This is a genomic window from Rhodococcus shunpengi, from assembly GCF_048381395.1.
Taxonomy (GTDB): domain Bacteria; phylum Actinomycetota; class Actinomycetes; order Mycobacteriales; family Mycobacteriaceae; genus Rhodococcus.
Genome location: NZ_JBLWIU010000032.1, coordinates 17906 through 39817, shown reverse-complemented (window position 1 = coordinate 39817; position 21912 = coordinate 17906). Strand labels below are relative to the sequence as shown.

Sequence of the window (21912 nt, the reverse complement as noted above, 5' to 3'; positions counted from 1 at the left end):
AATAGCGCGCGCTTTCCGGGGCTCGCCACGGTCGGGCCGAGTGATCTGCGCCTCATCGACCGAGGTGGGGTGGCCGTGACCTGCCTTGCGGGCGCCCCGCGATCAGCGCTCGGCGGACAACGACGCGAGGATCTCGGCGACCGTCCGGCCCTCGCCGTCGGCGCGACGACGCCGGGAGCGGCGTCCGGACGATTCGTCATCGTCCTCGTCGTTCTCCTCGGTCGTTTCCGCAGCTCCATCGGCCTTCGCGGCGGTGTTCTTCCCTTCCGCGGGGTCATCGCCCTTCGTCTTCGCTCCGGCTTCGTCTGCGTCCGTTTGCGGGACGGGGTCGGAGTCGGACTCGTGGTTACCGGGCTTCTGCGGCTCCGACTTCCCGCCCGCCGTCTTCTCGGCGCTCGCGACCTTCGCGTCCCCGGTCTTCGCGTCCCCGGTCTTCGCGTTCCCGGTCTTCGGGTCCTCGACTTCCGCGTCCTCGATCTCGGCATCCTCGACGTCCGGTCCTGCGGTCGCCGATGCAGCCGTCGCCTTCCCCGCCGTCGACTTCTCGGCCGTTCCCTTCCCGGTCACCGTCTTTCCGGTCGCAGGCTTCCCAGTCGCAGCCTTGTCCTTCGCCTGCTTCTCGGGTCGCGGTTCTTCGATGCCACCCTTTCCGGGCGTCTTCTCCGACTCCTTCGCCGCGCGCATGGCCGCCTCGACCGATTCGGTCTCCGCGGTGACCGGCTCGTCGTCGGGGGACGCGAAGGCCGGCCCCGACGGACGCGGAGCGGACACCCGCGCCGCCTCGCTCAGCTCACGCAGCTTCTCGGCCTGACCTTCGAGGGCGACGACGTCGTCGGGCAACCGGCCGTCGAACAACATCTCGAGCGTGCGACGCAGGGTGGCCAGTTCGGTGCGCAGGGCCGCCATCTCACCGGCGTCGAGCTTCAGATCGGCGCGGACCTTCTCCTCGACGCTCAGCTCGTACTCGCGTCGCGCCGCGATCTCCCTTTGCAACTGCAGCTCGTAGACCGTCTTCAGGTCGTCGGCCTTCGCCCGATCGAGCGCCGATTCGCGACGGTACTTGTTCATCGCGATGGCTCCGACGGTCGCGGCCCACAGGGCGACGACCACCGCGACGCGCAGCAATTGCACGCTCTCACTGAAGATCAACAGCAGGGAGGCGATCATCGCCAGAGCGAGCAGACCGGCCACGATCATCGAGCCGGTACTGCGCCACGGACGGCGATTCCTGTCTGGTCGCGCCGAAGTTGCCATGACCATCAGGGTACTTGGAGGGGTCCACCGATCGGAGCCGGACGACACGCCCTGCCCCACCGCGAAATCCGAGGTCAGAGCGCCGGTTCGTTCGGTTCGTCAGGATCTTCCGGTGTCCGGCAACAGTATTCGAGCCACAGTGCGGCCGCCGCCAATGCGATACCGGCGAGGGCTCCGACGAGCACACCCGAGGTGTCGTCGGTGGCGGCCTGCACGACTCCGCGCTGCGGCACGAGATACAGCAGGAAGCCGACCCACACTCCGGCGCTCGCGGCACCCACCAGTGCGGACGCCTTGGCGAGCGCGACCGCACGCGCCGCGGTGATGGGATGCAGCCTGCCGGGGCCCTCACCGATCTCGTGCTTGCCCACCCGCGACCGGATCATGAACGCCAGGACCACTTCGATGATCGCAACGGGATACAGCGAGGCTCCCGCGTAGACGGGGATGGGCGGCAGCGAGCCGTACATCGTGCGGACGAGCAGCCACGCGACGATCGCTGCCAGCACGGCCAGTGCCAGCAGATCTCGGATCCGGGTCTGTTTCAGCACTCGCTGCGCCCCTAGGTCGACGGCCCGGTCAGCGTCAGGTCGGTGCGGTGCACACCCTCACGTTCGGCGGCGTCGAGTTCGCCCAGCCACGCGCCGATCCTCAACTGCCGGCCGTCGGCGGTGAGCACCGCTCCGGGTTCGACGTCGAGCCACGGGACGAGCACGAACGCCCGCTGGTGTGCGCGCGGATGCGGCAGGATCAGTTCCGGGTCGTCGCTGCGCACCTCACCGTCGCCGCTGTCGCAGGTCACGACGTCGACGTCGAGGCTGCGCGGACCCCAGCGCTGGATCCGGACGCGTTCTGCGGCCTCCTCGAGTTCCTGACCGAACCGCAACCAGTCGTGCGGACCGAACGCGGGGTCCTCCGCGACGACGACGACGTTGAGGAAGTCCTCCTGCTCGACCCCGCCCCACGGTGCCGTCGAGTACACCGCCGAGACGGCGACGGCCCGCTCACCCAATGCGTCGACGACCGACCGCAGGTGCGCGAGCCGGTCGCCGATGTTCGATCCGATGGACAGCACGGCACGACTCATGAGGCGTTCCCCGTCGCGTCGCTGCGGGAGCGGTCGATCACCACGGCGACGTCGCCGAAGGTCAGCGGGATCGGTGCCGACGGCTTGTGGAGCGTGACCTCCACCCGGGCAACACGCGGGTCGGTGAGCACCTCGTCGGCGATCTCACCGGCGACCGTCTCGATGAGATCGCGACCCGGACCGGCGATGATCGCCGCAGCACGCTCGGCGAGTTCGCCGTAGTGCAGGGTGTCGGTGAGTTCGTCGGACGCCGCGGCCGGTGCGAGATCGAGCCACACGACGATGTCGACGACGAAGTCCTGACCGTCCCGCTTCTCGTGCTCGAAGACGCCGTGGTTGCCGCGGACCGTCAGTCCCCGTAGTTCGATGCGGTCGCTCACGCGTGCACTCCTTCCGCGCTGCCGCGCTGCCAGGCACGCACCACCGCGAGCGCGTCGCGGGATGCCTGCACGTCGTGGACGCGCACACCCCACGCGCCGTGGGTGGCGGCGAGCGCCGAGACGACCGCCGTGGCGACCTCGCGACCCGCGGGCGGGCGGACCGTGCCGTCGGGCGCCGCGAGCAGCGACCCGAGGAACCGCTTCCGGGACGCCCCGATCAGCACCGGGAAACCCAGGTCGGTGAGCTCGGGCAGACGCTGCAGCAACTGCCAGTTGTGGTCGGGTTCCTTCACGAAGCCCAGACCGGGATCGAGCACGATCTTCTCGGAGTCCACGCCTGCGGCCACCGCGATGTCGACCTGTGTGAGCAGCTCGTCGCGAACATCACGGACGACGTCGTCGTAGTGCGTCGAACCGCCCGCGTGGACGAATTCACCGAGGGGACGCCAGTGCATGAGGATCCACGGCACCCCGGCCTCGGCGACCACCGCGGCCATGTCGGTGTCGGCACGCCCACCCGAGACGTCGTTGATCATCGTCACCCCGGCCTCGATCGCCGCCTCGGCGACCGAGGCACGCATCGTGTCGACACTTGTGGGGATACCCGCCTCCGACAGGGCCGCGATGACCGGCGCCACCCGGGACGCCTCGACCTCCGGGTCGACGCGCACCGCGCCCGGCCGGGTGGACTCGCCACCCACGTCGACGATGTCGACGCCGAGCTCGCGCAGCTCGAAGCCGCGGGCTATCGCGGTCTCGCGGTCCAGATAGCGACCGCCGTCGGAGAAGGAATCACTGGTGACGTTCAGTACGCCCATCACGACGGGCCACTGTTCTGCGGGGAAGACGGTCACCGGCGCAGGATCAGATCCAGGGCCTCGGCACGCGACGCCGAACTGGTCTGGAACAACCCGCGCACAGCGGAGGTGGTGGTGCTGGCGCCGGGCTTGCGGATGCCGCGCATCGCCATACACAGGTGCTCGGCCTCGACCACGACGATCACTCCGCGCGGCTGCAGCTTGCGCATCATGGCGTCGGCGATCTGGCTGGTGAGGCGTTCCTGGACCTGCGGGCGCTTGGCGTAGAGGTCCACGAGACGCGCCAGCTTCGACAAGCCGGTGACGCGTCCCGTCGGGCCCGGGATGTAGCCCACGTGGGCGACCCCGTGGAACGACACGAGGTGGTGCTCGCACGTCGAGTACATGGGGATGTCGCGCACGAGGACGAGTTCCTGGTGACCTTCGTCGAAGGTCGTGTCGAGGACCTCGTCCGGGTCCGTGAACAGTCCCCCGAACACCTCACGGTAGGCGCGGGCCACCCGGGACGGGGTGTCGCGCAGACCTTCGCGGTCCGGATCCTCACCCACCGCGATCAGCAGTTCGCGCACGGCCGCTTCGGCTCGGGCCCGGTCGAACGTACGTCCCGCGTCCACGCTCAACTCGTGGGTCGTCACGTCCTCCGGGTCGGAACCCGTATCCGATTTCAGGTGGTTCACCGACACCCGCTCGCCCTCCACTCTTCGCTCACTCGTCTCCATCGGAACCGACGGTCCCGATGTGCGCCCGGTACCGGACTCACCGACACGGATCAGTGCCGGCCGGCCGGGCCTTCCCACCGTTGTGTGGGAGGAGGCTCGGGAGTGCCGTAACCATCGCGCGGTTGCGAGTCTCCCACGTGGTTCTCCCCGCGGTGCGCATCTCCCGCACCGTTGTCGCCCGAGTCCGCCGGACGGTCGGCGTCCTGCGGCTCCTGCGGACGCCCGAAACTCTGCGTTTCCTGGGCCTGTCCGTAGCTGGGTTGTCCGTAGCTCTGGGGGTTCTGACCCTGAGGTCCCTGCGGATACCCGTAACCCTGCGGTTGTCCGGAGCTCTGCGGCCCGTGCCCCTGTTGTTCCTGCGGGGTCTGCTCGCGCGGCGGCCAGCCGGGAGCCGACCATCCGGCGGGAGCGCCGTAGTCGGGCCGCGTCGCGTGCCGCGGACCACCCGGGTACGGAGCCGCCGGCTGGAAGCCCGGAAGCGGCTCGGAGGCCGGGACCGGCTGCGACTGCGGTTGGGGCTGTGCCTGCGTCTGTGGCTGGGGGTAGCCGTTCGCAGGTTGGTACTGCGGCTGCGCGCCCGGCTGGTAACCGGCGGGAGCGGGCACCTCGCCCTGGCCCGGATACTGCGGATGCTGATGCGCCGGCTTCGTCAGCGACGGCGGTTCCGGCGGCCACGGCTCGCCACGCTCGGCCGCGAGCTCGGCGGGTGTCTTGATCGGCGGCTTGTCGGACGGGACCCGATCACCGAAATCGTTGAAGGTCGTGATCCGCGGACGCTTCTTCACGTCGGCCAGGATCCGGTCGAGGTCCTTGCGGGTCAGCGTCTCGTGCTCGAGCAGCTCGGCCGCCAGCACGTCGAGGGCGTCGCGGTAGTCGTTGAGGATCGCCCACGCCTCGGTGTGCGCGGCCTCGATGAGGTTGCGGACCTCCTCGTCGATCTCGCGTGCCACCTCGTGCGAGTAGTCGGACTGCACCCCCATCGACCGGCCGAGGAAGGGGTCGCCCTGTTCCTGGCCGTAGCGGACGGCGCCGAGCCTCGCGCTCATGCCGTACTCGGTGACCATCGCACGCGCGATCTTCGTGGCCTGGTCGATGTCGGACGAGGCGCCGGTGGTGGGCTCGCGGAAGACGAGCTCCTCCGCGGCACGACCACCCATCGCCATGACGAGGCGCGCGATCATCTCCGAACGCGTCATCAGGCCCTTGTCGTCCTCGGGCACCGTCATCGCGTGACCGCCGGTGCGGCCGCGGGCGAGGATGGTGACCTTGTAGACGGGCTCGATGTCGGGCATCGCCCACGCGGCGAGGGTGTGACCGCCCTCGTGGTAGGCCGTGATCTTCTTCTCGTGCTCGCTGATGATGCGGCTCTTGCGGCGGGGACCGCCGATGACGCGGTCGACCGATTCCTCGAGGATCGCCTCGGTGATCACCGTGCCGTTCTCACGGGCGGTGAGCAGGGCGGCCTCGTTGACGACGTTCGCGAGGTCGGCGCCGGACATGCCCACCGTGCGCTTGGCGAGCGCACCGAGATCCGCATTGGGATCGATCGGCTTGCCCTTCGAGTGCACGGCGAGGATCGCCCGGCGACCGGCGAGGTCGGGGTTCGTGACCGGGATCTGACGGTCGAACCGGCCGGGACGCAGCAGCGCCGGGTCGAGGATGTCGGGGCGGTTCGTCGCGGCCATCACGATGATGCCGGAGCGGTCGCCGAAGCCGTCCATCTCGACGAGGAGCTGGTTGAGGGTCTGCTCGCGCTCGTCGTGCCCACCGCCGAGGCCGGCGCCGCGCTGGCGGCCGACCGCGTCGATCTCGTCGACGAAGATGATGCAGGGGGCGTTCTGCTTGGCCTGCTCGAACAGGTCGCGCACGCGGGAGGCGCCGACACCGACGAACATCTCGACGAAGTCCGAACCGGAGATCGTGAAGAACGGGACGCCCGCCTCGCCGGCGACGGCGCGTGCGAGGAGGGTCTTACCGGTGCCGGGAGGGCCGTAGAGCAGCACGCCCTTGGGGATCTTCGCGCCGAGTGCCTGGTAGCGCGCCGGGTTCTGCAGGAAGTCCTTGATCTCGTAGAGCTCCTCGACGGCCTCGTTGGCGCCGGCGACATCGGCGAAGGTCGTCTTGGGCATGTCCTTCGACAGCTGCTTGGCCTTCGACTTGCCGAAGCCCATCATGCCGCCGCGGCCGCCGCCCTGCATGCGGCTCATCACGAAGAAGAACACGCCGAGCAGGATGATCATCGGCAGGACGAACAGAAGGATCGACGTCAGCCAGCTCTCCTGGGTGACGTTCGTGTCGTACTTCTGCGCGCCCGACGCGGCGACGAGGTCGAAGATCTGCTCGGAGGCCGACGCGGGGTACTTCGCGATGATCTCGGTGCTGCCCTCGGTCGCGTCGTTGCCGTTCTCGAGCCACAAGCGCACCTGCTGCTCGCGGTCGTCGATGCGGGCTTCACTGACGTTCTGCGATTCGAGTTGAGCCACCGCGACGGACGTGTCCACCTGAGTGAAACCGCGCGTGTCGTCGCCGAAGTAACTGAAGGCGTAGATCACCAGCAGAATGCCGGCGACGATCGCCAGATTACGGAACACTGTCTTGCGGTTCATACAGGTTCGGCCCGAGCGGCCGGTCCTTTCGATCGAGTTCGTCGGGGTCTCGCAGTCGCGGCGCTTCGTGCCCGGGGTGGCCGCATGCCGCAACGGTCACTGACCAGGCAACGCAAGGTTACCGCGTAGCAACGAGCAGTCGCCCCGGCACCGGCCGGAGCCGACACCGGGAAGACGTCGTAATCGACAACGATCGGGACGGAACCGGAGTTCCCCGGGCCGGGGACCTCACCACCCGGCTCGACCGGAGGTCAGCTGCTGTAGACCTTGGGATCCAGCGTGCCGATGTAGGGCAGGTCGCGGTAGCGCTCGTCGTAGTCGAGGCCGTAACCGACGACGAACTCGTCCGGGATGTCGAATCCGACGTCCTTGACCTCGACGTCGATCTTCACGGCCTCCGGCTTGCGGAGCAGCGTGACGACCTCGAGCGACGCGGGGTTGCGCGTCGAGAGGTTCTTGAGCAGCCACGACAGCGTCAGACCCGAGTCGATGATGTCCTCGACGATGAGGACGTTGCGACCGGCGATGTCCTTGTCGAGGTCCTTGAGGATGCGCACGACACCCGAGGACGAGGTCGACGACCCGTACGAGCTGACGGCCATGAACTCCATCTGCGTCGGGATCGGCAGAGCGCGCGCGAAGTCGGTCATGAAGAAGATGGCGCCCTTGAGCACCCCGATGAGCAGCAGATCGCCTTCCGGCGCACCCACCGGGTAACGCTCGGCGATCGACTGCGCCAGCTCTGCGGTCCGCTCCTTGATCTGTTCCTCGGAGATCAGCACCGACGCTATGTCGTTCTCGTACACCGGGGTCCTTCCCTACCTTCTGCTGCCGGTCGCCCGGGTCTCGTCCGGTCGACGTACTCCACGGCAAGCGTGCCACGCCGACGCGACACCACCAACCTCGTCCCCGTCCGCGGGCCCCGCCCGACCGCGACCGGGCCCTGTCCGCGCCACGCCACTACCAGGTCGTCGACCGCTCGCAGCATCGTCTCGTTCGGCGTGGCGGTGTGATCGATCAGCCACGATCGGAGGGCTCTGCGTCGTACTGCGGCGGGAGCCGCCGCGAGTGCGTCGGTGTCGAGCAGGTCGTCCTCGCGCCGCGCCGTCACGAGCAGGTCGTCGGCCCAGACATCGAGGGCGTGACCGTCGTCCTGCAGTTGCCCGGCCGTGCGCGCGAGGGCTTCGGCGACGCCGCCACCGAGCACGTCCTCGAGCAGCGGCAGTACCTCGCGGCGCAGACGCACGCGCGTGAACCGGTCGTCGGCGTTGTGCGGATCCTCGTACGGGCGGTAGCCGAGTTCGTCGCACGCCCGGCGGGTCGTGTCGCGGCGCACGCCGAGCAGCGGCCGGCCCCACGGCGGGTCGAAGGGTGCCATCCCGCGGATCGAACGCAGACCCGATCCGCGGCCGAGACCGAGCAGCACCGTCTCGGCCTGGTCGTCGAGGGTGTGCCCGAGCAGCACGGGCCGTCCGTCGCGGTTCTCGTCGAGCGCCCGGTAGCGGGCCGCGCGCGCGGCGGCCTCGATGCCTCCCCCGCCGGTGACGTCCACGCCGACCACCGTGACGGTCGCGCAGCCGCGGGCCCGGGCGAACTCCGCGGCCCGCGCGGCGACGACCTCGGAACCGGACTGGAGACGATGATCGACGACGACGACATGCACCGCGTCGGTCTCCGCGACGGCCGCTGCGGTCAGGGCTGCGGAATCGGCCCCACCCGACAGCGCGACGGTCACCGCAGCGGTCGGGTGCGCGCCCAGCCAGGCCCGCACGGCGAGTCGCACCTCGTGGATCGCAGGGGCCTCGGGCAGCAGCGGACGATCGGCCGATGGTGAAGCCACGATCAGCTCAGCACCCGCGCGATCCACGCGTCGGGATGGTCGATCTCGGTCAGGGTGGGCAGGGCGTCCGGACCGGACCACACGGCGTTGAAGTCGTCCATGCCGACCTTCGCGACGACGGCGTCGACGAACTTCTTGCCGTGCACGTACTGGGCCATCTTGGCGTCCATGCCGAGGACGAGCCGGATGAGGCGATGCACCGGGCTGCTGTTGCGGTGCCGCCGGTTGTCGAACGCGCGCCGGATCCGCGCGACCGATGGGACCACGGCCGGGCCGACACCGTCCATCACATGATCGGCGTGTCCTTCGAGCAGCGTTCCGAGCGCGAGGATCCGGTCGAACGACTCGCGCTGAGACTGTGCTTGCAGCGCCCGCACGACACCGAGCATGCCCCGCTCCGACATCGGCTTGTCGCCGGGAGTGCGCAAATCCTTCACCGCGGACACCACGCGGGTCGCGACGTCGCCCATCGGTTCCTCGACCGCGGTGGCGAGGTCGGCGGCGGCCTCGCGCATCAGCTCGGCCATCCACGGTGCCTGTGCGAACTGCACGCGGTGGGTCACCTCGTGCAGGCACACCCACAACCGGAAGTCGGCGGGCGGCACCTTCAGGGCGCGTTCGACCGCGACGACATTGGGCGCGACGAGCAGCAGCGAACGGGAGAACGGGTCGTACTGTCCGAGCACCGCGGACGACAGGTAGGCGAGCATGGCGCCGGCCTGCGCGCCCGCCGGTTTGCCCACCCAGCGCCGGGAGGAGCCGGCCGGATCGTCGCCCGATGTCGCGGTGAGGTCGGCCATCGACGCTGCGGCCGCACGCACCCAGCCCGGCCGGTCGACGACCTGCGCGGGCGGCGGCTCGGTTCCGTCGTCGAGACGTGTGTGCTCGCGCACCGGTCCCTCGGCGCGCGCGGCGGCCGAGAACAACTCGTCCTGCACCGCGTCGCGGGTGTACCGCGACATCGCGGGTTCGGAGCGGGTGAGGCGCACGCCGACCCCGGCCGCGAACGACCAGTCGATCGCGTCGCCGAGTGCCCGCTCCTTGCCGGTCATCGGCAACCGCACTCACGGAGTACCGACGCCACGGCGTCGAGGGCGGGCCGGGCCTCGCTCGGGGACCTGCCGTTGGAGAGCAGCGCGAACGACAGCACGCGGCCGTCGGAGTCGACCACGTATCCGGTGAGTCCGTTGACCTCGGTCAGCGTGCCGGTCTTCGCGCGCACCCATCCGGCTCCGGCACGGGTCGTGGTGCCGTAGCGATCGGCGAGCGTGCCGGTCGCTCCGGCGACGGGAAGATAGTCGAGCATGGGCCGCAGCTCCGTCCTGTCCGGTCCGGCCGCCTCCGAGATCACGCGATCGAGCGTGCGAGCGGGGATCCGGTTCTCGACCGAGAGCCCGCTGACGTCGCGCAACGTCACTCCGGTGACGTCCAGACCCGCTTGCTGCAGGGTACCGGTCACAGCCTTCGTCGTGCCCTCGAACGAGTGCTCGTTGCCGGTCGCGACCGCGACCTCCCGTCCGATCGTCTCCGCGAGGACGTTGTCGGATCGGCGCAGCATCTGGCCGAGGCGCACGGTGAGCGGCGCCGACTGGACCGACGCCATGGGCGCCGCGCCCGGCGAGGCGGACCCGGGCGCGACCCGCGCCGGATCGGCGCCGAGCGCGGTCGCCAGTGCGCGTCCGGCGTCCAGAGCGGGCGTCGCGCTGCGGGGCGATTCGTCCTCGAGCGGGTTCGACCGGCCGCCGTCGAGCATCACGGGTTCGATGGGCGCGACGTAGCCGTCGCCGACGTCCTGCGGGAACCAGCCCGGCGCGAGCGGATCTCCGCTGTACAGGCTCGTGTCGACGAGGACGGTCTCGACCGTCGCGCCGCTGCGCCGGATCTGTTCGGCGAGGTCGGCGACGCGGGGGCCACCCGGGTAGAAGCTTTCCTGTCCGGGCGGCATCGCCGAGAGGGTGGGGTCGCCACCGGCGATGAGGATGATCTCCCCCGGCTTCGAACCCTCGACGACGCGCGTGGTGATCCGATGGTCGGAGGGCAGCACGAGCATGGCCGCCGCGGCGGTGAGGATCTTCGTCGTGGAAGCCGGGATCAGCGCGCGATCGGCGTCCTTCGACCACAGGACCGTGCCGGTCGTGGGGTCGGTGATCGACCCGGCGAAGTCACCGAGGCCGGGATTGTTCACGGCCCGGTCGAGTGCCGCCGCCAGCGAGGTGGGGTCGGGCATCGGAGCGTCGGGCGAGACCGCGGCGACCGCGGGGGTCGCGACCACCGGCGCCGGGGCGGGGAGTACGACCGCGCCGGCGGACGCCCGCACGTCGTAGATCGCGAAGGCCCCGCCCACGACGAGAGCGAGGAAACCCGCACCCCAGATCCCGAAGAGGATCTTCATGTTCCGTCGTCGCCTGGTTGCCAGTGAACCCTGCTTCTTGTTGCCACCCTGCCCCGTCAACACGCCTCCGCTGCATCCTGCACACACTGGTCGACCAGCCACCCGCACTTCCCGCTGCCGGCCGCATACTGCTGTGACGCACTCGGGGCCCCGGTACCTGCACCTCCAGCCTAGCGCCGCGACCGTTATCCTCTCTGCGGACCATCACCGCAGATACGGATGTCGTATCCGCCGGAAAAACACCGACGAAGTGAGGCAAGGCGTGGAGTTCGAGGTCACCATCGAGATCCCCAAGGGACAGCGGAACAAGTACGAGGTCGATCACGAGACCGGACGCGTCAAGCTCGATCGTTACCTGTACACCTCGTTCGGCTACCCGGCCGATTACGGCTACATCGAGAACACCCTCGGTGAGGACGGCGATCCGCTCGACTGCATGGTCCTGCTGCCCGAGTCGGTCTTCCCCGGCGTGATCGTCGAGGCCCGCCCCATCGGCATGTTCAAGATGGTCGACGAGGCCGGTGGCGACGACAAGATCCTGGCCGTCCCGGCCGGCGACCCGCGGTGGGATCACGTCCAGGACATCAGCGACGTCTCGCAGTTCGAGCTCGACGCGATCAAGCACTTCTTCGTGCACTACAAGGATCTCGAGCCGGGCAAGCACGTCGAGGCCGCCGACTGGGTCGGTCGCGCCGAGGCCGAGGCCGAGGTGACCGCGTCGGTCGAGCGCCTGAAGAACAACGGCGGGCACTGACACCGAGCCTTCACAACGCGGATCCCCCGGACGATGTGATCGTCCGGGGGATCCGTCGTATGCGGGGTCTACTCGCCCTTGAACTGCGGCGGGCGCTTCTCGAAGACGGCGGTGATCGCCTCGGTGAGGTCCTCCGACGGCAGGAACGCCGCGTTCCACGCCGCGACGTAGCGGAGGCTGTCGTCGACCTGCGGCGAGCGCGTGTGGTCGAGGACGTTCTTGATGCCCTGGACGACGAGCGGCGGGTTGGCGGCGATCTCCGCGGCGGTCGCGTGGGCGGCGGCCAGCACTGCGTCGGCGTCGTCGTGGACGTCGTTGACGAGACCGATCTTCTCGGCGCGGGTGGCGTCGATGTCCTTGCCCGTGAGCGCGAGCTCGCGGACGTGACCGTCGCCGATGATGAGCGGGAGCCGGGCGAGGGTGCCGACGTCGGCGACCATTCCGACCTTGACCTCGCGGACGCTGAACTTCGCATCGGCGCTCGCATAGCGGATGTCGGCGGCGGAGATGAGATCGACCGCTCCGCCGATGCACCAGCCCTGGACCGCGGCGACGACCGGCTTGCGGCAGTCGGCGACGGCCGTGATGGCCGCCTGCATGTTCTTGATCAACGTGTGGAAGTCCGTGCGCGGCTTCGCGAGCGCCTTGCCGGAGACGACGGCGCCGAGGCTGCCGCCCATGGCGACGAGGTCGAGGCCGTAGGAGAAGTTCCGGCCGGAACCGGCGAGGACGACGGCGCGGACCTCGGGGTCGGCGTCGAGCTCACCGAAGAGGACGGGCAGTTCCGCCCAGAAGTCGGGACCCATGGCGTTGCCCTTGCCAGGGCCGATGAGCGTGACCTGTGCGACGTGATCCTTGCGTTCGACGGTGAACGCTTTCCAGGGCGAGTGATCGGACATTACTGAAGAGTAACTTGTGGATCTTCGTTTCGCACCGACCCCACGACACGACACGACGACGACGCGTCCTCGGAACCGCGCCCATCGCGCGGCGATTTTCATACTCTTGATCCATGACCAGGTCGCTGCATCCGAACGCCCACCGCGTGTCGGACACGCTCATCTCCCGCGGCCATCACGGTCTGATCGTCCAGCAGCCGGAGACCGTGCACACCGCCGAGCAGGCCGCTGCCGCGGTGGGTGTGGAGGTGGGCGCGATCGTGAAGTCGCTCGTCTTCCTGCTCGACGACGATCCGATCCTGTTGCTCGTGTCCGGCGCGCACCGCGTGTCGGTCGAACGGACCGGCGAGCGTCTCGGCGGCGAACTCGTGCCGGCCTCCCCCGATCTGGTCACGGAGGTCACGGGTCAGCCACTCGGTGGCGTCGCACCGCTCGGTCACCCCACGAACCTTCCCACCTACATCGACCGTGCGCTGCAGCACTATCCGGATCTGTGGGCATCGGGTGGGTGCCCGAACACACTGTTCCGGACCGTCTATTCGGAGCTCATGCGCATCACCGCAGCGATCGACGTCGACGTGGACTGAGACCGTCCACCTACCGGTACCGCCGGCATCTCCACCCGGGTACACTCTCCGTCGTGACAGTCCGAGCGTGGAGCCGCAGGCATGTCGACCTGTGCCGTACCCGCTCGTGCCTCTGTGCGTTCTGAGATCCGCACCATCCCTTCCTCTTTCCCGGCGCCGCACTGCTGCGGGTAGTTGCCTGCCCGGCGCCGTTCACCTTCCGACCAGCGGAGCCCTTCCATGACCACGTCCTCCATCGAGAACCCGGCCGGCAGCTCGGTCGATTCCCCCGAACTCGTTCTCATCGTGCAGATCTCGGACACGAACGCCGGATCGGCGGGCGATCTCGCAGCCCTTGCCGACGCCCTGCGGGAGACCGCGCTCGATCTGCTCCCGGATGCGCGCACCCACACCCTCCTCAGTCCCGGCCCGACCCCTCTGGTGATCGATCTGCCGGCCCGCGGACTGGTGCTCGACAATCAGCGGGTCGAGTTGAGTCACAGCGAGTTCGAGATCCTCGCGCATCTGGTTCGCCGGCCCCGCGTCGTGGTGTCCCGCGCGGCGCTGCGGCCGCTCGGCGCCGGTTACTCCGAGAACGACGACGTCGACAGCGACCGCGGCAACCGCAGTGTCGACGTCCACGTCTCCCGGATCCGTTCCAAGCTGGGACGTTTCGGCAACATCATCACGACCGTGCGTGGTTCGGGTTACCGGTTCGATCCCGATCCGCGCGTGCACGTCGTCGAAGTACTCGACCGCCGCACGGCGTGAACGCATGCGAAGGAGGGGCAGGAGTCGAACACCTGCCCCTCCTTCGTGATACCGACCGATGTCAGGAAGCGCGCACGGACGCCTGGGCACCTTCACCGAACCGGCGCAGGACCTCGACGACGGTCGGTGAGACCTCGATGAGGCCGCGCGACTCCAGCCACGGCAGCGTTCCGTCGACGAGATGCTCGACGGTGAACGGCGCGGCGAGCGGGATCAGCGTGACGCCGTCGGCGACCTGCACGGCATGGATGTCGGCGATCAACCCGGCGAGACCGTGCGGCGTTCCGACATAAGACAGCGTGCCGGCCTCCCCGCGAGTCGATTCCGGGCGGGTGCGCCGGGTGCGGGCGGTGCGGGCATCGGAGGCGAGGACGACCTCGACGTCGACGAGCACCGTGACCGAATCGGGATCGCGCCCCTCCCCGGCGGCCTCCGCGCGGATGCGGTCGCGCAGTTTCCCGGCCTCACGCAGGTCGGCGGCACGCACCCGCACGACGTTGGATGCATCGGCACTGAGGTCGAGCGGCGGGTCGCCGGCACGCCCCAGGGTCAGGTCGGCCCAGTAGTCGGGCCCGGAGTGACCGGCGAGTTCGACGGCGACACGCAACGGCCGGACGGTTTCGGACTCGACGACGGCCGGGTCTGCGGTGGCCGGATCTGCTGATCCAGGGGTGACGGTGGATGCGACGGACATGGGATGCCTCTCGGTACGGGCCGCGGAGCGGCACGGAGGGATCGGCCTGTGAGCCGGAAGACTGTGAGGAGAAGACCTTCAGTCCGGACAGATTCCCGATGCCGTACGGCAGAGGTCGACATGGCGACGGCACCAGCGTGCCGCAGCGATCGCCCTCGTCCGTTCCATGCGAATTACCCTACTTATCCTGTGGGGAATTGTCGACCGCTAGACGCACGGAGATGCGTCGCCATCGGTCGCCCCGAGACCGGGACGCGTCTCCGGCGAGGGATTCCACACGCCGTCGGTCTTCGCGTGCACCCACGTCGGCCCGCTCTCGACCAGCGACCGGAGCGCTCCGAGGAGCCGCTCGACGTCAGCGGACGAGCTGCCGAGCCCGAGCGACGCCCGGACGGCACCGCCGGCGCGACCGACCCGCGCGAGCAGCGGGTGGGCGCAGAAACGTCCGTCACGGACGCCGATGCCGTGCTCGGCGGACAGATAGGAGGCGACGTGGCCGGGCTCGTAACCGTCGACCGTGAAGGTGACGATGCCGACGCTGTCGGCCGAATCGTTCCACAGCCGAAGCACTTCCACACCGTCGATGGTCTGCAGACCGTCGACGAGCAGGGCGCACAGGGCCTCCTCGTGACGGGTCACCGCGTCGGAGTCGAAACCGGCGAGCGCATCGCACGCGGCGGCAAGAGCGGCGACACCGAGCACGTTGGGGGTGCCGGCCTCGTGACGTGCAGGGGCGCAGGCCCATTCGGTGTGATCGAGGCGCACCTCGCGCACCGCGCCGCCACCGGCGAGATACGGCTCGGCGGCGTCGAGCCAGTCTCGGCGGCCGACGAGCGCTCCCGCACCGAACGGCGCGTACAGCTTGTGGCCGGAGAACGCGAGGTAGTCCACACCGAGCTCGGCGAGATCGACACGGCGGTGGGGCACGAGCTGCGCACCGTCGACGAGGATCCGGGCGCCGGAAGCGTGTGCGAGCTCGGCGAGTTCGGCGATCGGCAGGACCTCACCGGTGACGTTGGAAGCACCGGTGACGGCGAGCAGGGCCGCGGGGGCACGCTGCAGTTCGACCGCGAGGCGCCACACCGTCTCGGAGACGGTGTCCGCGGCCTCGACGATGCGAGAATTCTTCCAGGGCAGCAGATTCGCGTGATGCTCGATGTCGAGCACGACGACATCGCCGGGCACCGCACTCGCGAGCAGGTTCAGCGAATCGGTGGTGTTGCGCGTGAAGACGACGACCTGGTCGTCGGCCGCGCCGACGAAGCGCGAGACGGACGTGCGGGCGTCCTCGTAGGCGGTGGTGCTGATCCGCGAGGCGTATCCGGCGCCGCGGTGCACGCTCGCGTAGAAGGGCAGCAGCTCCGTGATGCGGTCGGTGACGGCGGACAGCGCCGGTGCGCTCGCCGCGTAGTCGAAGTTCGCGTAGGTGCAGGTACCACCCTGGACGAGCGGAACCTGCACGTCACAGCCGGAAACGGTGGCGAACGGAGCGATGCAGGTGGTGGCGGCTACAGCAGTCATGACAAATCCCTCGTGTACTCGGGGACCCGCCGGTGACGCCTACGACGGAGAATTCTCGTCGCCGGCGGAGTCCGCGCTTGCCGTGTCCGGTAGTGGATTCACGGCCCGGTCGTCACCCGGAGCACCCCACCGCGGTTGGAGGGTTGCCGACCAGCTAGCCGGGGCTTGACGCTGGTACTCATGACCTGGCGAAGAGAATGGCAGGACGACCGAGCCGTGTCAACCCCGCACCGCTCCGCGTCGCCCGGCACCGCACGACGCCGACACGCGTTCTGCGCGCCGAACGTTCACCTGCCGTCCACCCGGACGTGAGATAACCGGAAGCACCATCGAGCAGAAGGACCCGCGGAGTTGCCAGCCATAACCTCGACCCCCGTCGGCCGGTCCCCCATCCCGGACGAGTTTCTCCGCGCGTCGCACGCTCCACCCGCCCGCACCCTCGTCGACCTGCTGCGGAGCACTGCCGAAGCACATCCCGACGCCCCCGCGATCGACGACGGCTCGACGGTCCTCGAATACGCCGAACTGGCCGAGGCGGTGATCGCGGGTGCGTATGCGCTGAACGACGCGGGTGTCGGGGCCGGCGACAGGGTCGGGGTGCGCATGACCTCCGGGCGCAGCGACCTGTATGTGACGATTCTCTCCATTCTCGCCGCGGGCGCCGCGTACGTCCCCGTCGACGCCGACGATCCCGACGAGCGGGCCGAACTCGTGTTCTCGGAAGCGCAGGTCACCGCCATCGTCACCGACGAGGGCATCGGACCGGGCACGGCCGCACCGTCGGGCACCCCGGTGGTACGGGGTCCGAACCTCGACGACGACGCGTGGATCATCTTCACCTCCGGTTCGACCGGGACACCGAAGGGTGTCGCCGTCACCCACCGCAACGCGGCGGCCTTCGTCGACGCGGAAGCACGGATGTTCTGCCAGGGGGCGCCGCTCGGTCCCGGCGACCGGGTCCTGGCCGGCTTGTCGGTGGCGTTCGACGCCTCGTGCGAGGAGATGTGGCTCGCCTGGCGGCACGGCGCCTGTCTGGTTCCGGCGCCCCGCGCGCTGGTCCGCTCCGGCATGGATCTCGGGCCGTGGCTCGTCTCGCGCAACATCAACGTCGTCTCCACGGTGCCCACCCTCGCGGCGATGTGGCCGGCCGAAGCCCTCGAGGCGGTGCGTCTGCTCATCTTCGGTGGCGAGGCCTGCCCACCCGATCTCGTCGAACGTCTCGCCGTTCCGGGACGCGAGGTGTGGAACACCTACGGACCCACCGAGGCGACGGTCGTGGCCTGCGCGTCGCTGATGGACGGCACCGGACCGGTCCGCATCGGCCTGCCCCTCGACGGATGGGATCTCGCCGTCGTGGACGCCGACGGCAACCCCGTCGAGGAGGGCGCGACCGGTGAACTCGTCATCGGCGGTGTCGGTCTCGCGCGCTACCTCGATCCGGCGAAGGACGCCGAGAAGTACGCTCCCATGCCCACTCTCGGCTGGGACCGCGCCTACCGCAGCGGTGATCTCGTGACGCTCGACCGCGCCGGCCTGCTGTTCCAGGGGCGCGCCGACGACCAGGTCAAGATCGGTGGCCGCCGCATCGAACTCGGCGAGGTCGACAACGCGCTGCAGAACCTGCCCGGTGTGGCGGGCGGCGCGTGCGCGGTCCGCAAGACGGTCGCGGGACATTCGATCCTCGTGGGATACATCGCCTCCACCGATCCGGACTTCGACATCGCGTCGGCCCACGACCTGCTGTCCGAACAACTCCCGGCCGCGCTCGTCCCGCGACTCGCGCTCGTCGACGAACTGCCCACCCGCACGTCCGGCAAGGTCGACCGCAACGCCCTGCCGTGGCCGCTGCCCGGCGCCGATGCCGACTCGGTGGAAGCACTCGGTCTCGATCCCACCGCCGAATGGGTCGCCGAACTGTGGACCGACATCCTCGGCGCCCGGATCGAGGGCGTCGACGACGACTTCTTCGAACTCGGCGGTGGTTCCCTCGCGGCGGCGCAACTCGTCACGGCGCTGCGGAGCCGGTATCCGGAGATGACGGTCGCGGAACTGTACGACCACCCGAGGCTCGGATCGCTCGCCGTCTATCTCGACGAACTCGCGCCGACGGAAGCGGCGACACCGCGTGAGGTGATGCCGGTGCCGCGACTCGCCCAGCTCGGGCAGATCGCGGTGACGGCCGTCCTCACCACCCTCACCGGACTGCAGTGGGTGACGTGGCTGGCGATCCTGAACAACGTCGTCGCGTTCGTCGTGGACGTGCCGTGGACCGTCACCCTGTCGTGGTGGTGGGTCGCGTTCGGTGTCCTGCTGTTCCTCACGCCCGTCGGACGCATGGCGATCTCCGTCGCGGGTTCGCGTCTGCTCCTGCGCGGCATGAAGCCCGGAAGCTACCCCCGCGGCGGGAGCGTCCACCTCCGGCTGTGGACGGCCCTGCGACTGTCCGAGGCCGTGGGTGCCGTGAACATCTCGAGCGCTCCCTGGATGCGCCAGTACGCGCGGGCGCTGGGAGCGAAGGTGGGCCGCGACGTCGACCTGCACAGTCTTCCGCCCGTCACTGGCCTCCTCGAACTCGGCGACGGTTGTGCCGTCGAGCCGGAGGTGGATCTCGGTGGCTACTGGGTGGACGGCGACGTCGTCCACATCGGAAGCATCCGGATCGGTGCCGGTGCCACGGTGGGCGCCCGATCGTTCCTGGCCCCCGGTGCGCGGATCGGTAAGAACGCCGAAGTGGAGGCCGGATCCGCGGTGTTCGGTCGCGTGAAGGCCGGGCAGAACTGGTCGGGTTCCCCCGCCCGCAAGGCCGGCAAGGCCGACCGGCCGTGGCCCGCCGCGACTCCGCCGCGGGGCGGCAGGTGGGTGCCGGTCTACGCGCTGTCGTCGATCCTGCTCGGCGGCCTGCCCGTCGTCTCGATCGCCGCCGGGGTCGCGCTGCTCGTGTGGTGGGTGCACGACACCCCCACCGTCTCCGACGCCGTGGTGCACTCCCTGGCGATGCTGCCCGTCGCGGCGCTGCTGACGATGTTCGTCTTCGCCCTGCTCACCCTGATGGCGGTGCGACTGCTCGCCGTCGGGATGACAGAGGGCTGGCATCCCGTGCGCAGCCGCGTGGGCTGGCAGGTGTGGTTCACCGAGCGCCTCATGGATTCCTCGCGCACCTTCCTGTTCCCGCTCTACGCGTCGATGCTCACCCCGATCTGGCTCCGATTGCTCGGCGCCGACATCGGCAAGGACGTCGAGGCGTCGACCGTGCTGATGGTCCCCAAGTTCACGAAGGTCGCCGACGGAGCGTTCCTTGCCGACGACACGATGGTCGCCTCCTACGAACTCGGCGGCGGATGGCTGTACATCTCGCATGCGAAGGTCGGCAAGCGCGCCTTCCTCGGGAACTCGGGCATGGCGGCGCCGGGTCGCCGGGTCCCGAAGCACGGGCTCGTCGCGGTGCTCTCCGCGGCTCCGGAGAAGGCGAAATCCGGCTCGTCGTGGCTGGGCAGTCCCCCGGTGCGCCTGCGGCGCGCGAGCGGCGACAGCGACGCGAGTCGCACCTTCGAACCGCCGCTGAAACTCAAGATCGCGCGTGGCGCGGTGGAGACTTTCCGGCTCGTGCCCATGGTCGTCACCTACGGCATCGGGCTCGGTGTGCTCTTCGCCCTCAACACCCTCGCCGTGCACCTGGGCTATCTCGCCGCTGCGCTGCTGGGCGGTCTCGTGCTCATGGTGGCCGGAGCCGTGGCGTGCCTCGTGACCGTGATCGCGAAGTGGCTCGTCGTCGGTCGGATCGGACGCGTCGAGCACCCGCTGTGGAGTTCGTTCGTGTGGCGCAACGAGGTCTCCGACACCTTTGTCGAGACCGTCGCGGCACCGTGGTTCGCCCGGGCCGCGGCGGGCACCGCCGTGATGAACCTGTGGCTGCGCGCGCTGGGGTCGAGGATCGGCCGCGGTGTGTGGTGTGAGAGCTACTGGTTGCCCGAGGCCGACCTGGTGTCACTGGGCGACGGTGCGACCGTCGAACGCGGTTGTGTTGTACAGACCCACCTGTTCCATGATCGGATCATGTCCATGGACACCGTGACCCTCGGCGCCGGCGCCACGCTCGGCCCCCAATGCGTCGCGTTGCCCGCCTCGGGCATCGGCGACGGCGCCACCGTCGGCCCGGCCTCGCTGGTGATGCGCGGTGACGTCGTCCCGCCGTCCACTCGCTGGCAGGGCAATCCGATCACGCCGTGGACCACGCCGAACGACTGGTCACCGCGGTGAAGCCCATCAAGGCCGCCAAGCCCGTCGCGCCGGTCGCCGCGGACCGGCCGCTCGACCCCTATCTGCCCGAGAGCGGGAACCGCGGCTACCGGGTCTCCCGCTACGAACTCGAACTCACCTACAAGGTCGTGTCCAACCGACTCGACGGCCGGGCGAAGATCATCGCCACGACGACGGACGTGCGCGCCGAGTACTCGCTCGATCTCGCGCGATCGATGCGGGTCGCGAAGGTGACCGTCAACGGCCGACGTCCCGCCAAGTTCGCGCATCGCGGTGGCAAGCTCACCGTCACCCCCGCCGAGAAACTGCCCGCCGGGGCGGTCCTCGTCTTCGGTGTGCAGTACTCGGGGACTCCCATCCCGCTGCGGACCATGTGGGGTGAGGTCGGCTGGGAGGAACTCGACGAGGGGTCGCTCGTCGCGAGCCAGCCCAACGGCGCACCCACCTGGTTCCCCTGCGACGACCATCCCGGTTCGAAGGCCACCTACCGCATCGCGGTCACCACCGACGCTCCGTTCGTCGCGATCGCGAACGGCACGCTGGTGCACAAGACCACGAAGGCGAGCCGCACCACCCGGGTGTACGAGCAACCCGAACCGATGGCGACCTATCTCGCCACGGTCCAGACCGGACACTACGAGATACGCACCCTCGCAACGGAACCCGTACCGCAGTACGGAATACACCCGCCTCGCCTGCGCGCGGAGTTCGATCGGGACTTCGCTCGCCAGACCGAGATGCTCGAGTTGTTCACACGCCTGTTCGGCCCGTACCCGTTCGCGCACTACACCGCTCTGGTGACCGACGACGACCTCGAGATCCCCCTCGAGGCACAGGGATTGTCGATTTTCGGCGCGAACTTCTGCGACGGTACCGGCCGCGAGGAACGGCTCGTCGCACACGAGTTGGCGCACCAGTGGTTCGGCAACAGCCTCACACTGAACCGATGGTGCGACATCTGGCTCCACGAAGGATTCGCGTGCTACGCGGAGTGGCTGTGGTCGGAGAACTCGGGCGGCAGACCGGCGCATGCACACGCGCTCGACGCCCACCGGGGACTGGCCCGCAAGCCGCAGGACATCCTGCTCGAGGATCCGGGCCCGAAGGACATGTTCGACGACCGCATCTACAAGCGCGGGGCACTGACCCTGCACGCCCTGCGCTTGCAGCTCGGCGACGAGCCGTTCTTCACCCTCCTGCGGACGTGGACCGAGGAACACCGGCACGGCAACGTGACGACGGCGCAGTTCAAGGATCTCGCCGCACGCTTCTCGGAAGTCTCGCTCCGGCCGCTGTGGGAGGCATGGTTGAGCACGCGAGAGCTCCCTCCGGCACCGACCGCCTGACTCGACAC

At 69.4% G+C, this 21912-nt stretch carries 19 protein-coding genes and 1 riboswitch; of the genes, 5 read left to right on the top strand and 14 right to left on the bottom strand.

What is annotated here, in order from left to right; all coding sequences use genetic code 11:
* Positions 1 to 102: 102 nt before the first annotated feature.
* The 11 genes from ACNJ7K_RS18655 to dacB all read right to left on the bottom strand — a co-directional run bounded on the left by ACNJ7K_RS18655 (position 103) and on the right by dacB (position 11096).
* On the bottom strand, positions 103 to 1254 hold the full coding sequence (locus ACNJ7K_RS18655; RefSeq protein ID WP_487042046.1) for a DUF6779 domain-containing protein: 1152 nt from the start codon (positions 1252 to 1254) through the stop codon (positions 103 to 105).
* 74 nt (positions 1255 to 1328) lie between these two features.
* On the bottom strand, positions 1329 to 1805 hold the full coding sequence (locus tag ACNJ7K_RS18650) for a DUF3180 domain-containing protein (protein WP_120281260.1): 477 nt from the start codon (positions 1803 to 1805) through the stop codon (positions 1329 to 1331).
* Between the two features lie 11 nt (positions 1806 to 1816).
* The gene (gene folK, locus ACNJ7K_RS18645; protein WP_487042045.1) at positions 1817 to 2341 is read right to left on the bottom strand and encodes a 2-amino-4-hydroxy-6-hydroxymethyldihydropteridine diphosphokinase; all 525 of its coding nucleotides are present in this window, start codon (positions 2339 to 2341) and stop codon (positions 1817 to 1819) included.
* Positions 2338 to 2721: a dihydroneopterin aldolase gene (folB, locus tag ACNJ7K_RS18640; protein WP_487042044.1), complete on the bottom strand. Its 384-nt coding sequence runs from the start codon at positions 2719 to 2721 to the stop codon at positions 2338 to 2340. The genes folK and folB overlap by 4 nt, the downstream gene beginning before the upstream one ends.
* The gene (gene folP / locus ACNJ7K_RS18635; RefSeq protein WP_174247090.1) at positions 2718 to 3539 is read right to left on the bottom strand and encodes a dihydropteroate synthase; all 822 of its coding nucleotides are present in this window, start codon (positions 3537 to 3539) and stop codon (positions 2718 to 2720) included. Before folP ends, folB begins: the two co-directional genes overlap by 4 nt.
* Positions 3540 to 3571: 32 nt before the next feature.
* A complete protein-coding gene (folE, locus tag ACNJ7K_RS18630) occupies positions 3572 to 4258 on the bottom strand; it encodes a GTP cyclohydrolase I FolE (RefSeq protein ID WP_269072366.1) in 687 nt (228 codons plus the stop codon).
* Positions 4259 to 4308: 50 nt separating this feature from the next.
* Positions 4309 to 6864, bottom strand: a complete 2556-nt coding sequence (gene ftsH / locus ACNJ7K_RS18625) for an ATP-dependent zinc metalloprotease FtsH (protein ID WP_487042043.1) — start codon at positions 6862 to 6864, stop codon at positions 4309 to 4311.
* Between the two features lie 251 nt (positions 6865 to 7115).
* On the bottom strand, positions 7116 to 7670 hold the full coding sequence (gene hpt / locus ACNJ7K_RS18620) for a hypoxanthine phosphoribosyltransferase (RefSeq protein WP_060653514.1): 555 nt from the start codon (positions 7668 to 7670) through the stop codon (positions 7116 to 7118).
* Positions 7652 to 8704 (bottom strand): tRNA lysidine(34) synthetase TilS, encoded by a 1053-nt coding sequence (tilS, locus tag ACNJ7K_RS18615; RefSeq protein ID WP_487042042.1) that lies wholly within the window; start codon positions 8702 to 8704, stop codon positions 7652 to 7654. The genes hpt and tilS overlap by 19 nt, the downstream gene beginning before the upstream one ends.
* A gap of 2 nt (positions 8705 to 8706) precedes the next feature.
* A complete protein-coding gene (locus ACNJ7K_RS18610; RefSeq protein WP_174246945.1) occupies positions 8707 to 9756 on the bottom strand; it encodes a zinc-dependent metalloprotease in 1050 nt (349 codons plus the stop codon).
* Entirely contained in the window at positions 9753 to 11096 is a 1344-nt protein-coding gene (gene dacB, locus ACNJ7K_RS18605) for a D-alanyl-D-alanine carboxypeptidase/D-alanyl-D-alanine endopeptidase (protein ID WP_230788560.1), read from the bottom strand. Before dacB ends, ACNJ7K_RS18610 begins: the two co-directional genes overlap by 4 nt.
* Before the next feature lie 262 nt (positions 11097 to 11358).
* Between dacB and ACNJ7K_RS18600 the strand changes: the two genes are divergently transcribed.
* The gene (locus ACNJ7K_RS18600) at positions 11359 to 11850 is read left to right on the top strand and encodes an inorganic diphosphatase (RefSeq protein WP_016933994.1); all 492 of its coding nucleotides are present in this window, start codon (positions 11359 to 11361) and stop codon (positions 11848 to 11850) included.
* 68 nt (positions 11851 to 11918) lie between these two features.
* Here the strand turns inward: ACNJ7K_RS18600 and ACNJ7K_RS18595 are convergent, their stop codons facing one another.
* The gene (locus ACNJ7K_RS18595) at positions 11919 to 12749 is read right to left on the bottom strand and encodes a crotonase/enoyl-CoA hydratase family protein (protein WP_120281251.1); all 831 of its coding nucleotides are present in this window, start codon (positions 12747 to 12749) and stop codon (positions 11919 to 11921) included.
* 113 nt (positions 12750 to 12862) lie between these two features.
* Between ACNJ7K_RS18595 and ACNJ7K_RS18590 the strand changes: the two genes are divergently transcribed.
* Both ACNJ7K_RS18590 and ACNJ7K_RS18585 read left to right on the top strand, forming a co-directional pair.
* Positions 12863 to 13336: a YbaK/EbsC family protein gene (locus ACNJ7K_RS18590; RefSeq protein WP_120281250.1), complete on the top strand. Its 474-nt coding sequence runs from the start codon at positions 12863 to 12865 to the stop codon at positions 13334 to 13336.
* A 219-nt stretch (positions 13337 to 13555) separates the two neighbouring features.
* Positions 13556 to 14086 carry a winged helix-turn-helix domain-containing protein gene (locus ACNJ7K_RS18585; protein ID WP_487042041.1) on the top strand — a complete coding sequence of 177 codons (531 nt, stop codon included), beginning with the start codon at positions 13556 to 13558 and terminating at the stop codon, positions 14084 to 14086.
* Positions 14087 to 14147: 61 nt separating this feature from the next.
* Here ACNJ7K_RS18585 and ACNJ7K_RS18580 read toward each other — a convergent pair whose 3' ends face one another.
* Entirely contained in the window at positions 14148 to 14780 is a 633-nt protein-coding gene (locus tag ACNJ7K_RS18580) for a hypothetical protein (protein ID WP_174246946.1), read from the bottom strand.
* Between the two features lie 207 nt (positions 14781 to 14987).
* On the bottom strand, positions 14988 to 16301 hold the full coding sequence (locus ACNJ7K_RS18575; protein ID WP_120281248.1) for an aminotransferase class V-fold PLP-dependent enzyme: 1314 nt from the start codon (positions 16299 to 16301) through the stop codon (positions 14988 to 14990).
* Positions 16302 to 16369: 68 nt separating this feature from the next.
* A riboswitch (SAM riboswitch) is annotated at positions 16370 to 16487 on the bottom strand.
* Between the two features lie 165 nt (positions 16488 to 16652).
* Here ACNJ7K_RS18575 and ACNJ7K_RS18570 point away from each other — a divergent pair.
* Complete coding sequence (locus tag ACNJ7K_RS18570; RefSeq protein ID WP_159416847.1) at positions 16653 to 20558, top strand: Pls/PosA family non-ribosomal peptide synthetase; 3906 nt, start codon at positions 16653 to 16655, stop codon at positions 20556 to 20558.
* Complete coding sequence (locus tag ACNJ7K_RS18565; protein ID WP_159416848.1) at positions 20525 to 21904, top strand: M1 family metallopeptidase; 1380 nt, start codon at positions 20525 to 20527, stop codon at positions 21902 to 21904. The genes ACNJ7K_RS18570 and ACNJ7K_RS18565 overlap by 34 nt, the downstream gene beginning before the upstream one ends.
* The last annotated feature ends 8 nt before the right edge of the window (positions 21905 to 21912 follow it).